Source organism: Cystobacter fuscus, from assembly GCF_002305875.1.
GTDB lineage: Bacteria > Myxococcota > Myxococcia > Myxococcales > Myxococcaceae > Cystobacter > Cystobacter fuscus_A.
The window spans coordinates 1,340,460-1,353,017 of sequence record NZ_CP022098.1 but is presented as its reverse complement, the minus strand read 5'-3'; the positions used below and the strand labels follow the sequence as shown (position 1 = coordinate 1,353,017).

Below are 12,558 nucleotides of genomic sequence, written 5' to 3'. Positions count from 1 at the left end.
CCCAACCTGTGAACTTTTCGCGCCCGATTGTGGAGTGGGTCACGGAGGCGCGAGCTCACCTCTTGCCGAAGCGCGCCTTCAGGGCGTCAGACCCAGAGCCTGGCGGATGTCCGCCACCTGACGCGAGGCCCAGTGCCGCCGGTGGTTGTCCAGGGTGCTGAAGCTGCGCGACTCCATCCGGTCGATGTACAGCGTGCCGTCGAGGTGATCCACCTCGTGCTGGAGGATGCGGGCGTACCAGCCACGAGCGGAGCGGGAGAAGGGCCGGCCCTCTTCGTCGAAGGCCTCCACCCGCACGCCGCGCGCGCGACGCACCAGGGCGAGGAAGCCCGAGACGCTCAGGCACCCCTCCTGGAACTCGGCCGGCGTCGCGTCTTCCACGATGAGCCGCGGGTTGATGAGGACGTGAAAATCCACCGGCTCGCGCTCACGCGCGGCCAGCTCCGCGGCGGGCAGGCCCGCCATGTACTCCGCCCGATCCTCGATGACCACCAGCCGCACGTCGACCCCGACCTGAGGGGCCGCGAGTCCCACCCCCGGCGCGTCCCGCATGGTGTCGCGCATGAGGGAGATGAGCTGCCGCGTGGCGGGGCTCGTCATCTCCTCGAGGGTGAGGTCGCGCGCACGCTGGCGCAGGACCGGTTCTCCGGCCTGGACGATTTTCAGAACCATGGCCGGAGACGATACGCGCAAGCGTGGCGCCCGGGCGTGGGGAATCCGCGGAGGAGTCCGCTTCAATCCCCTGGCGGTGAGCGCTTGCCCGGGCCTCGCGTGCGCCAGATGTCCGAGGCGAGCGCCGCCAGGCACCGCAGCTCGCTCGGAGACAACTGGCGCAGGAGCGTGGCGAGGTGGAGCAGTTCCGCGGACATGTCCGCGTCCTGCGCCCTCATGCCGGCCTCCTGCTCCGGCCAGCCGGCGCCCAGCCCCAGCAGTTCGCTCGCCGATAGATGCAGCGTCGAGCACAACCGGTGCAGCGTGGGCACGCTGGGCAGCATCTGCCCGCGTTCGATCCGGCCATAGATCGCCGTGGCGATTCCTACTTGAGAGGACACATCCGCCTGGGTCAGTCCCGCCTTCTCCCGGGCCGCCAGGAGGGCCGCCCCCAGGTTGCGCTTCAGCGTGTCGAGGTCGTCCATTCCCCGGGGACACTACTTCTGAAAACAGATGGATGGAATCAACTTGTCTGGTTGACCCCCAATCCCCTCTTGGATCTTCCTACCCGGCGCCCATCACCCATCCCTCCGCGTGGACTCAGTCGCGGTCGTAGATGGGGTTCTCCTGGAGCCAGGCGTCGAAGAGCGCGTCGGCGAAGGCCTTGCCCGGAATCATCGCGCCCTGGGAGCCCTCGCCCGACACCACCAGCCCCTTCTCCGGCAGATAGGTGATGAGGAGCGAGTCCCCCGAGTCCACGGCGCGCAGCGACTGCAGCAACTGCTCCGACTGCCGCTTCATGTCCGCCGAGTGCATCACGGCGCTGTGGGACAGGAAGCCCCGGAAGGCGTTCGCCAGCTCGTCCCGCGGGATGCTGCGCTTGAAGTGCAGCTGTAGCTGCTTGGGTCCCTGGAACGAGATGGCCTCCCGGGTGGAGCCCGGCGTCTGCTCCAGGTACAGCCCCCAGACGTAGAGCTCGAAGAAGAGCAGCTTCTTGAGCTCGATGTGATCCAACAGCAGTTTCTTGCCTTGGAGCGAGATGGCGTCCGGCAGGCGCACGCCCCCCACGGCCCGGGCCTGGGCCGTTCCCGCGAACAGCGCCATCGCCACCGCCGCTCCCACCACCCACCGCGCTCCCCGTCCCCCGAACCCCACACCGTCCAGTCGCTTGGGCATCATGTGGTGAAATTGTTCATGGCCTCGAAGGGCGACCAGTCCCTTCTATTCCGGACATGGAACGAGGGCTCGCCTGCCCGCTTGCCGAGGGGAGCCCTGGGCGCTAGGTGATGGAGGTGATCCTCGCGAACTTCCAGTTGGGTGAAGGACAGCGGCCGACGGTGCTGCTGCATGGCTTTCTTGGCACGGGGCGCAACCTGCGTTCGTTGGCGGCGGCCTGGAGCGCGGCGGACCCGAGTCGCCGCTTCCTGCTGCCGGACCTGACGGGCCATGGCACCTCGCCCCCGCTGCCGCCCGGGGCCTCGCTGTCCCGTGTGGCCATGGACGTGGTGGAGACGGCACGCGCGGCGGGGTTCGAGGGGCCCCTGGATTTCGTGGGGCACTCCATCGGGGGCCGCGTGTCGCTGGCCGCGAGCCTGGCCACGCCCGGGGACGTGGCGAGCGTCACGCTGCTGGACATCACCCCGGGCCCCATTCCCCCGGGCCTGTCCGAGAGCGCCAAGGTGCTGGAGAAGCTGCGGGCGTCGCCCGCCCAGGCCGCGGATCGCAAGGCAATGCGCGAGGAGCTGACGGGACGGGGCTTGTCGGGCCCGCTCTCGGACTGGCTCCTCATGAACCTGGAGCCCGCGCCGGAGGGAGGAGTGCGCTGGCGCTTCGATCGGGAAGCGCTCGGCGAGTTCCACGCGCGGGTGAACCACGAGCAGTTCTGGGAGGTCCTGTCGCGCCCGGAACTGCCGGTGCGCTGCATCCGTGGGGGCCGGGCCGCCTACGTCTCGGATCTCGACGCCGCCCGGATGGAGGCCCTGGGCTGTCCGGTGGAGACGCTCCCCAACGCGGGGCACTTCGTCCACGTGGACGAGCCGGACGCGCTGCTGCGCTGGCTGCTGCGCGGCTGACCCGGCCCGGGCTCCTGGCGGGCAGAGGAGCGGCGGCTGAACCTGTCATCCATCGCGAGGCCCCCGCGCGGTGGTGACATTCGTTCCATGCAAGCCGATTCCAAGCGCATGCTCGGCGAGATCCTGATGGAGCTGGGACTGCTCGATCGTGCTCGACTTCGTCTCGGTCTGGTGCACCACCACGAGATGGGGGTGCCGCTCGGCAGGGCGCTGGTGCGCGAGGGCCTGTGCAGCGAGGCGGAGGTGTTGCGCGCGCTCGCCCAGCAGGCGGGCTTCCCCGCCATCGACCTGGACCGGGAGCCGCTCCACCCGAAGCTCACCCGGCTGGTGTCCAAGCGCGTCGCCCGGAAGTACCGGGCCATCCCCCTGCGGCTCGACCAGGGTGAGCGCGAGGTGCTGCACATCGCCCTGCCCGCTCCCGCCTCCCTGGAGGCCCTGGACGCCGTGCGGGCCGTCTCGGGCAAGCCCCGTGTCGAGCCATACGTCGCGTCGGACCCGGCCATCGCCCGGGCGCTCTTCGCGCTCTACCGCTTCCAGGAGCAGGCCGAGCCCCCCGTGAGCCGGCCCACCCCGGAGCGGGGACCCGACGCGCCCGTCCTCCTCTATGCATGGCCGCCCGTCACGGCGACCCTCATCTCCCGCTCGCTCGCCCGCGAGGGCATCCGCACCCGGGTCATCTCCCCGCTGGAGACGCTGCACACGACGGCCTCGGACCTGGTGTTCGCCCCCGTCCAGGCCATGGAGGGACTGCTCGCGGGAGAGGCGCGCATCGGCGGCACGCTGCTGCTCTCCGGCTCCTCGGACGACGAGGACCTCGCGCGGGCCCACCGCATCGGCGCCAAGGGGTACGTGGCCAATCCGCTCGACGGCTACATGCTGCTGCGGGCCATCCGCCGGCTGCGCCCTCGCGCCGGAGAGGGCTCGGGCGCCCAGGGCTCGGTGTGACGCGCCCCGGCTTCGCCCCTGGCATCACTCGTTGCTGAAGAACAGCCCGGCGGCACCTCCGCGCGACGAGTACTCCAGCAACGGCAGGTCATCCGTGGCGACCCGCGGATCGTCGAACAGGCTGGGAAGGTCCTGGGGCGAGAGTCCCTGGGAGAAGAGGCTTCCCACCGCCGGGGGCGCGATGACCCCGATGCCGCGCAGCGCCTCGCGAACGCCGGGAGTGGCCGCCAGCGCGTCGATCCTCGCCGGGTCGGCCACGAGCGGCCTGTCCGAGGCGACCACGTTGAAGCCATTCTGGTACGAGGGGAACAGGAGCACGTACTTGAATGAGCGCCCCAGGGTGCTGAGCACCAGGCGGCGCTCGGTGCCAAAGGCGTGCTGCAGCACGACGCCCCCCTCGTTGAGGTGCTGCTTGACGACGTCATAGAAGTCCGCGTGGAAGAGGCTCGAGCCTCCCGGCAGGCGGGGATCCGACACGTTGATGGACACGATGTCGAACCGGTCCTCCAACCGGGTGAGGTAGTGCCTGCCATCGTCGATCACCACGCGCACGCGGGGATTGCGGTGGTAGGCGAAGTTGTAGGGCACGAACAGGTCGGCCACGTCCACGAGCGCCGGGAGGATCTCCACCGCGTCCACCCGCTCCAGTTGGGGATACAAGCCGAGCGCGCCCGCCGTGATGCCGTAGCCACTGCCGAGCACCACCGCGGTCTTCGCCTCGGGGTGGAAGAACATCCCCAGGTGGCCCTGCATCTGCTGCACGTACGAGGTGCTCGCCGCCCCCAGGTAGTGGATGAGCCGGGTGTGGTTGTTGGTGACGCTGAGCATGCCATTGGGCAGGGCATTCACCTGGAACACGCCGTAGCGATCCTCGTCCCGGTACACCATCTGGGTGTGGGGCTCGTGGGTGATGAGCTCCTCGGGCAACGCCAGTGGCACGAGGGCGAGCACCCCCGTCACCCCCGCGAACCCCGCCAGCTTCCACGGACGCTCGCGCACGGCGGCCAGGAAGATTCCCGCGGCCACCAGGCAGGCCAGGGCCACCAGGTAGCCGATTCCCCGGTAGACGCCCACCGTGGGCAGCAACCAGAACCCGGCGAGCAGCGAGCCCGCCACCGAGCCCACGGTATTCACCAGATAGAACAGGCCGGCCGCGAGCCCCGAGCGCCGCTGGGTGAGGCGCGAGGCCGTGAGGCTCAGGGGGAACAAACAGCCCATGGCCAGCATCATCGGCGCCACCAGCACCAGCGTCTGGAGGATGCGCGCGAGGAAGAACACCCCGTTGCTCGCGGGCAGCGTGCCCTCGACCTCGGCCTGGTGTTGGATCCACCACTCCGTCATGGCCGAGCACCCCACCAGGAGCGCCGCCGAGACGACCAGCACCCCACCGAGCAGCTCCGGCAGCCGGCGGCCGAAGCGGCGCATCAACCGCTCGGCGAGCCACGAGCCCCCGGAGAGCGACAGGAGCACGCACGCCATGAAGATGCCAAAGGCATGGGCGCGGTTGCCCAGGAAGTAGCTCGACAGCCGCGTCCAGGCGACCTCCGCGCCCAGGGTGATCAGGCCGCTCGTGGCGGACACCGTCAACAACAGGCCCTGGGACAGGGAGAAGCGCTCGGAGTCGGACTCGGACTCGGACCCGGCGGACGCGGAGGACCCGGCATCGGGTGCTGGCGCGGGCGCGCCGCGCGAGAGCAACGCCGGCAGACAGACCACGGCCGCGAGCAGGTTGAACAGGGCCCCCAGCGCCACCGAGGTGCGCACGCCCAGCAGGGGAAGCAGCACGAAGCCACAGAGGAGGGTGCCCAGCGAGGCGCCCAGCGTGTTGAGCGCGTAGAGGATGTTCACCCCCCGCACCTCGAGCCCCACGCGCCGGGACGCCGCGACCATGAGTGGGAAGGTGGCGCCCATGAGCAGCGTGGGCAGCAACACCAGCGCGAGCACGAAGAAGAAGACGAGGGCCACCCGCGCGGCGCCCTGATGGTCTCCACCGAGGATGAGCGTGTCACGGCCCAGGAACAGCAGCAGGCCCGCCGCGCCCGCGGTGAACGCGATGGCCACCTCCACCCAGGCATAGGCACGCAGGGGATCCGCCAGGACATCCGCCTTGCGCCCGGCGAGCCAAGCGCCGAGCGCCAGCCCCACCATGAAGGCCGCGAAGATGGTCGAGGCCGCCTCCACGGTGGAGCCCACCATGAGCGACAGCGAGCGGATCCACAACGTCTCGGCGATCAACGCGGCGGCGCCCGAGAACACGGTCGCCACCTTCAACCCCAGCCACGTCCGCTTCAAGACGTCACTCACGGCGTGTTCTCCTTCAACAAGGTCTCGCGCAGCGCTTCGTCCTCGGGGCGCGGCGGCCCCAGCTGCCGCAGGAACTCGAGGTGGGCCAGCGCCTCGGCCTTCAGACCCCGCTGGGCCATGACCCGGGCGAGGATGCGCCGCACCTCGGGGACCAGCGGGCCCTGACGGTAGAGTCGCAAGAGCGCCTCGTCCTCCACCGGACGGCCCAACTGGAGCATCAACTCCAGCCGCAGCACCTCCGCGGCCAGCCCCGCCCGGGACAGGGCAGGCTCCGCCTCGAGCACCGACAGTGCCCGCTCCGGCTGGTCGTTGCGCACCAGCTCCTGCACCAGCGCCAGACGCGTCGCCGGCGAGGCCTCCGGATCCCAGCGCAGCAGGTAGTCGACATACGAGAGCGGCGGGGACTGGCGGCCACCGTTGGTGAGCAATTGCCGGCACAGCGGATCCATCGAGTGGCTCACCCGCTGCAGGACGGCGCAGCGCACCCCCAGGGTGTCGCGCGTGAGGGGCGCGCCCCCGAATCCCGGAACGGAGAGATCGACCTGGACGAGGCTCAGTGGAGACCACGGTCTGGCCTGGCCCTGGTTGAGCGAGACCGAGGCCATCACGAACTCCAGCTGCGGCCGATCGAAGGTATTGAGGGGCGCGTCCCAGTCGATGGCGAACAGCTCGTGCCGGCGCAGGATGAGGTGGGAGTACAGCTCGTTCAGGCTCACGCCGAGCCCATGCGCCGTGAACAGGGCCTTCAAGTCCTCGGGCCAGGCCTCCTCGGGAAGCGCGTGGGGCTCGAGCGGCCGGTTGCCGCACACCACCTGCGTGTACACGGACGTGAGGAAGACGAAGTGGCAGTCGGCGAAGCTCTGGCGCAACGTCTCGAAGATGATGCGCGCCCCGTCCTGGGTGACCCGCACGTCGAACCACATGGAGTACACCCCGCCCTCGGAGAGGCGGCTCTTGACCAGCTCGAAGAACTCGCGCGTGTACAGCTTGCTCGACGAGAAGTAGAGCGGGCTGGTGACGGTGTTGACGATGGCGTCGTAGCGCTCCCGGGAGCGGGCGAGCGCGGTGATGCCATCCTCGAGCAGCAGTTGGAACCCGGGACGCGACACCAGCCCGAGGTTGTTCGGCGAGAAGCGGGGCAGGGCCGCCGCCACGGCCGGATTGATCTCCACGCCATCCGTGCGCGCGAACAGGCTGGCGGTGGCGCCCGCGGTGATGCCCGTGCCCACGCCGAGCACCAGCGCCCGCTCCCGCCGGGGCGTGTAGAGCGCGGGCGAGGTGCCGACGATGAGCTCGCTGAGGTTGGTGCGCCCCGAGCGTGACGCGACCAGGGAGCGGTAGCCGTTGATGATGACCGACTCCTCGCCTTGCGTGTCACGCACCAGGCTGAGCGCGCTGTCGAAGCGCTTGAGCAGCTCCATCTCGCGCACGTTGGACAGGGTGCGCGAGAGGGTCTCGGCGGTGGCGAAGTCGCGATAGGACAGTTGCAAGAGCGCGTCCGACCACGTCACGGCGGTGAGGACGATGAGGGGCAGGGGCAGCAGCCGCGCGCCCCAGGACACCGCGTGCGAGCGCTCCCGGGCGACCAGCCCCGCCACCCACAGGCCCACCGGGAAGAGCAGCGCCAGGAGCCGGAACGACAGGTTCTCGTAGAGCACCGCGACGGCCAGCACATAACCCAGGCAGTTGCCGAAGCTCGACACGGCGAGCATGCGCCCCGCGGTGGTGCGCGCGCCGGACAGCTCACCGAGCAGTGCCGGCACCGTGGCGCCGAACACCGTCAGGGGCACCAGCCCCATGGCCGTGAGCATCACGCCCTTGCACACCGAGCTGAGCACGGGCGTCACGCCGAACGCCGCGTTGACATACCCCCACGCGTGGATGAGCGGCTGCAGGAGCCACAGGCTCGCGCCCACCGCGGCGGCGCCGAGCAGCAGCCAGGTCTCGAAGCGGGCCTTCCACCGGTGCACCAGCCAGGTGCCGAGAGAAATCCCCGCCAACCCCAGCGCCAGCACCAGGGCGAAGTTCTCATGGAAGGGCCCGAAGACGATCTCCGTCACCTTGAGGAGGAAGAGCTGGAACAGCCCGCTCAGCGCGCTGGCGGCGAAGAGCGCGCCCACCCACCGCGCGGGCACGGGCTCGCGGGCGTCCTGGAGCTGCTCCTGGGGAAGCGCGAGGGGCCGGAGCACCAACGCGCTCACCAGGTTGAGCAACGCCAGGAACATCAGTGTCTGCTGGATGCCCAGCGCGCGCAGCAGGCCATACTCCATGGCGAGCACGCACGCGGCTCCGCCCAGGTTGTAGATCCAATAGACGATGTTGAAGGCATCCGCGGGCCGCTCGGTGCCCAGGTAGTGCCGGGCGTAGAGCGAGAAGAGCGGCACCGAGAACCCGATGAGCAGCGCGGGAACGAACGCGAACGCGAACGCGGTGATCGCCACCGCCCAGCGACCCAGCCCCAGCACGGGCAACAGGAACTCGAGCACGGCCTGGGTGTCGCCGCCCAATGTCCAGGCGACCCCCAGCGCGTACACACCAATGCCGAGCTCCACCAACCACAACCCCTTGACGAACCGATGGGCCACCCAGGCGCCCACGCCGATTCCCATCAGGAAGCTGGTCAGGATGGCGGCGTTGACCTGGAACATGTCGCCCAGGTGGGCCGTCAACTCGCGCGAGTAGAGCAGTTCGTACGCAATGCCGCACCATCCCGACAGCAGCGCGACGATGGGCAGGACTCTGGGACGGTTGGAGGAACGCAAGGGGCGCAGCCTACAAACAGGAGCGGTTCACGCAAGGCGTTCGTCTCACCCCACGGGTCATGAACCCCGGGGAGACCGAAGCGTTCAATCCCTCCCCTTCTCCTGCGACCCACGGACGCAGCGCATGTCCGTCTGGCGACTCCTCCGTCAAGCTTCTTGCAAAAAAGACGGACTACATATACCTTATTCGTGGAGACCCACCGAGGCTTATAAAAATAAGGTCCACCCCGCCGCCATGGATGAGCTCGACTACCACCTCCTCGATCTGTTGCAGCGCGAGGGCCGCGCCACGCAGCTGGAGTTGTCGCGAGCGGTGGGGCTGTCCCAGCCGGCGGTGGCCGAGCGCATCCGCAAGCTCGAGGAGCGGGGAGTCATCACGGGCTACGCGGCGCACGTGGACGCGGCGAAGCTGGGCAAGGACATCACCGCCTTCATTGGCGTGAGCATCGAACATCCCAGGTACTTCGAGGGCTTCGCCAAGAAGGTGCTGGCGCTGCCCGAGGTGCTCGAGGCCCACCGCGTGGCGGGACAGGACTCGTACATCCTCAAGGTGCGCACCCGGAACACGAAGACGCTCGACACCCTGCTCGTGGAGACGCTGCGGGTCATCACGGGCGTCACGCGCACCCACACCACCATCGTCCTGACCTCCATCAAGGAGGGGACGCACGTCCACGTCTCTGAAGAAGAACTGAAAGGAGCCTGAACCATGCTCGCCGCCTCCCACACCAACGCTCCTCCGCCGTTCCCGCTCTCCCAGCGCATGTCGCGCATGAAGGCCTCCGCGGTCCGGGAGATCCTCAAGGTGGCCGAGCGTCCGGACGTGCTCTCCTTCGCGGGCGGCCTGCCAGCGCCCGAGCTCTTCCCGGTGGAGGCCATCGCCCAGGCCCACGCGGAGTCCTTCGCCGAGGAGGGCCGCGCCGCGCTGCAGTACAGCACCACGGAGGGCTACGGCCCGCTGCGCGAGTGGATCTGCGCGCACCTGGGCGAGCGCGGTCTGCGCGTGGGGGTGGATCAGGTGCTCATCACCAACGGCTCGCAGCAGGGCATCGAGCTGGTGGCCAAGGTGATGCTCGATCCGGGAGACCTGGTGGTGGTGGAGAACCCCAGCTACCTCGCCGCGCTGCAGACGTTCAGCGGCTACGAGGCCTCCTACGCCGTCGTGGGCAGCGACGATGACGGCATGCGGGTGGAGGAGCTCGAGCGCCTGGTCACCTCGCGCAAGCCCAAGCTCATCTACCTGGTGCCCAACTTCCAGAATCCCAAGGGCACCACGCTGTCGCTGGAGCGCCGGCGCGCGCTCGTGCGCTTCGCCCAGCGCCACCGCATCCTCATCCTCGAGGACAACCCCTACGGCGAGCTGCGCTTCCGGGGCGAGCACCTGCCGTCGCTGGCCTCGCTCGACGACGAGGGCGTGGTGGTCAGCCTCGGCTCGTTCTCCAAGACCCTGGCGCCCGGGTTGCGCATCGGGTGGATGGTGGGACCGCGGGACATCCTCCGGGCGGTCACCGTGGTGAAGCAGGCGGCGGATCTGCACACCGCCACGGTGGCGCAGCGGGCCACGGCGCGGCTGCTCACGCGCTTCGACTTCAATGCCCACCTGGAGCACCTGCGCGTCATCTACGGCGAGCGCTGCATGGCCATGCTCGCGTCGCTGGAGCGGCACATGCCCGCGGGTACCCGGTGGACGCAGCCGGACGGTGGCATGTTCGTGTGGGCGGAGCTGCCGCGCGGCATGAGCGCGGAGGCGCTCTTCCCCCTGGCGCTGGAGAAGCGCGTGGCCTTCGTGCCGGGCGCGCCCTTCTACGCCGCCGAGCCGCGCCACGAGTTCATGCGCCTGAACTTCTCCAACCGTCCGCCGGAGCTGCTGGAAGAGGGCATGCGCCGGCTCGGCGCCGTCATCGCCTCCCAGCAGCAGTGAGCCCATGAGGGCTTCGCCCGCTCGCTCGCCCGCTCCTCATCCACCCGGAGCGGGGAGGCCGCCGCGCGCCGGACGGGATGCCTAGCTTCTCCCCGCGAACCACTTCGACCGGAGGAGAGCACCATGGCGGCACAGGGCTGGAAGGCACGGGTGGCGATGGGCCTGCTGGGGATCGCGGGACTCATGGCCGGCTGCACCGAGCGTCAGGATCGCGAGCTGCGCCAGGACGCCCGGGAGGTAGGCAGGACGGTGGGAGACACGGCGCGCGACGTGGGCGACGCGACGCGGGAAGCCGTGGAGGGGTTCAAGGAAGGCGTGGGGGGCTCCGGGACCGGGCAGGATGACGGCCACATCGGAGACAAGAAGGGCGTCATCGACGACGGCGAGGGCCCGTTCGAACAGCCCGCCCAGCCCGGTGAGAAGAAGACCCTGCTCAACGATGGCGAGGGCCCGCTGGAGAAGAAGTAGCCGCGCCCCGCGCCACCCGATATCGAGGGGGACATGCCCTTCCCTGGCGCCCCTCTCGATATCGCCCTGGTCACCGCGTCCACCTACCCCGATTGCCGGCCCGACGAGCTCCTGCTCGCCGAGGCGCTCGCCGTCCGGGGCCTGAAAGCCGGGCCCGTCATCTGGGATGATCCGGCGGTGGACTGGAGCCGCTTCCGGCTCGCGCTCATCCGCACCGCCTGGGACTCGGACAAGCGCCGTGACGAGTTCGTCGCCTGGGCCGAGCGCGCCGGAGCCCAATGCCCCTTGTGGAATCCGCCCGAGGTGCTGCGGTGGAACACGCACAAGGGCTACCTGCGCGAGCTGGAGTCACGCGGTGTGCCCATCGTTCCCACGGCCTGGCTCGCGCGGGGTTCGACTCCGGACGTGGAGGCCCTGCTCGCCGAGCGCGGCTGGAGCGACGCGGTGGTGAAGCCGGCGGTATCCGCGGGCTCGCGCGACACGCTCCGGGTACGCGGGCCCGCGGAACTGCCCGCCGTGCGGGAGCTGGTGGCACGCGTGCTGCCGCACAAGGACATGATGGTGCAGCCCTACATCTCCTCGGTGGAGGGCCACGGTGAGCGCTCGCTGCTCTTCTTCGGCGGGGAGTACACCCACGCCATCCTGCGGCCCGCCGCCCTGTCGGCTCGCCCGGGCTATGATCCCACCCTCGCCGAGTCCCTCACGTCCTCCGAGGAAGAACGGGCCTTCGCCCGGAAGGTGCTCGCCGCCACCGGGTTCGAGTTGCTCTACGCCCGGGTGGACATGGCGCGGGATGAGCGGGGCGCGCTGCGGCTGATGGAGCTGGAAGTCACCGAGCCCAACCTCTTCCTGCACCAGGGCGGCCCCGGGGCCGTGCGGGCTCTGGTGGACGCGCTGATCGGCAAGCTTTGAACCGCTGGACATGAGCAGGGATTGTCACGGAGCCAGTCCCCCGTCCGCGGATAATCCCGCGGCGCGCGAGCGCCGCTCCTCGGCTTCACGATGAAGCCTGGCGCGGCGGCGCTCGGGCCAGAAAAAGTCGCAGTCGAGCACCTCCTTGCCATCCTCGCCGCATGCACTCACGCAGCGCTTCTCCCATGGGGTGTTGTCCGACAAGCGAGTTCCCTCGCACGTACGGAGTTGCCCGTGGGACTCACAGACAAAGCTCCAGCGCCCGAACACACACTCCCGGGTTCTACAACCCACCACGAAGCGAGGCAGCGCTCCGCAGCGGCCATCACCGGGGAAACAAGCCGACATGTCCTGAAGCGTGGCGGTACCGTCGCGCACCCGCTCCACCGTGCCGGCCGCCTCGGAGCCCTCGTACAGGCACTGCATGAGGGGTGCATGGATTCCCAGCGCGTTGCTGAAAGGCATCTCCTGCCGTTGTTCCCACCGCAGCACGTCCCAGGCATCCTCGGGCCGAGGGCCCGCG

General features: G+C 69.7%; 12 protein-coding genes. 6 read left to right on the top strand and 6 right to left on the bottom strand.

The genetic code is table 11. The features are described 5' to 3' along the window. Positions 1-78: 78 nt before the first annotated feature. The 3 genes from def to CYFUS_RS05640 form a co-directional block, all read right to left on the bottom strand. Positions 79-672: a peptide deformylase gene (gene def, locus CYFUS_RS05650; RefSeq protein WP_095984298.1), complete on the bottom strand. Its 594-nt coding sequence runs from the start codon at positions 670-672 to the stop codon at positions 79-81. A 62-nt stretch (positions 673-734) separates the two neighbouring features. Continuing rightward, the gene (locus tag CYFUS_RS05645) at positions 735-1,136 is read right to left on the bottom strand and encodes a helix-turn-helix domain-containing protein (protein WP_095984297.1); all 402 of its coding nucleotides are present in this window, start codon (positions 1,134-1,136) and stop codon (positions 735-737) included. 115 nt (positions 1,137-1,251) lie between these two features. Beyond that, positions 1,252-1,830, bottom strand: a complete 579-nt coding sequence (locus CYFUS_RS05640) for a chalcone isomerase family protein (RefSeq protein ID WP_095984296.1) — start codon at positions 1,828-1,830, stop codon at positions 1,252-1,254. A gap of 113 nt (positions 1,831-1,943) precedes the next feature. Between CYFUS_RS05640 and CYFUS_RS05635 the strand changes: the two genes are divergently transcribed. Further along, complete coding sequence (locus CYFUS_RS05635; protein WP_095991821.1) at positions 1,944-2,723, top strand: alpha/beta fold hydrolase; 780 nt, start codon at positions 1,944-1,946, stop codon at positions 2,721-2,723. 87 nt (positions 2,724-2,810) lie between these two features. Then, positions 2,811-3,668, top strand: a complete 858-nt coding sequence (locus CYFUS_RS05630) for a general secretion pathway protein GspE (protein WP_095984295.1) — start codon at positions 2,811-2,813, stop codon at positions 3,666-3,668. Between the two features lie 24 nt (positions 3,669-3,692). Here the strand turns inward: CYFUS_RS05630 and CYFUS_RS05625 are convergent, their stop codons facing one another. Together CYFUS_RS05625 and CYFUS_RS05620 are read right to left on the bottom strand one after the other, a co-directional pair. Next, the gene (locus CYFUS_RS05625; RefSeq protein WP_095984294.1) at positions 3,693-5,972 is read right to left on the bottom strand and encodes a fused MFS/spermidine synthase; all 2,280 of its coding nucleotides are present in this window, start codon (positions 5,970-5,972) and stop codon (positions 3,693-3,695) included. After that, entirely contained in the window at positions 5,969-8,734 is a 2,766-nt protein-coding gene (locus CYFUS_RS05620) for a hypothetical protein (protein ID WP_095984293.1), read from the bottom strand. Before CYFUS_RS05620 ends, CYFUS_RS05625 begins: the two co-directional genes overlap by 4 nt. Before the next feature lie 235 nt (positions 8,735-8,969). On the opposite strand from CYFUS_RS05620, the gene CYFUS_RS05615 reads away from it, so the two are divergent. The 4 genes from CYFUS_RS05615 to CYFUS_RS05600 all read left to right on the top strand — a co-directional run bounded on the left by CYFUS_RS05615 (position 8,970) and on the right by CYFUS_RS05600 (position 12,035). Further along, the gene (locus tag CYFUS_RS05615; protein WP_095984292.1) at positions 8,970-9,440 is read left to right on the top strand and encodes an Lrp/AsnC family transcriptional regulator; all 471 of its coding nucleotides are present in this window, start codon (positions 8,970-8,972) and stop codon (positions 9,438-9,440) included. A gap of 3 nt (positions 9,441-9,443) precedes the next feature. Then, complete coding sequence (locus CYFUS_RS05610; protein ID WP_095984291.1) at positions 9,444-10,655, top strand: PLP-dependent aminotransferase family protein; 1,212 nt, start codon at positions 9,444-9,446, stop codon at positions 10,653-10,655. A gap of 123 nt (positions 10,656-10,778) precedes the next feature. Beyond that, entirely contained in the window at positions 10,779-11,123 is a 345-nt protein-coding gene (locus CYFUS_RS05605; protein WP_095984290.1) for a hypothetical protein, read from the top strand. Between the two features lie 33 nt (positions 11,124-11,156). Beyond that, entirely contained in the window at positions 11,157-12,035 is an 879-nt protein-coding gene (locus tag CYFUS_RS05600; RefSeq protein ID WP_095984289.1) for an ATP-grasp domain-containing protein, read from the top strand. Between the two features lie 24 nt (positions 12,036-12,059). On the opposite strand, the gene CYFUS_RS50345 is transcribed toward CYFUS_RS05600, so the two are convergent. Beyond that, positions 12,060-12,527 (bottom strand): hypothetical protein, encoded by a 468-nt coding sequence (locus CYFUS_RS50345; protein ID WP_157758256.1) that lies wholly within the window; start codon positions 12,525-12,527, stop codon positions 12,060-12,062. Between the last annotated feature and the right edge of the window lie 31 nt (positions 12,528-12,558).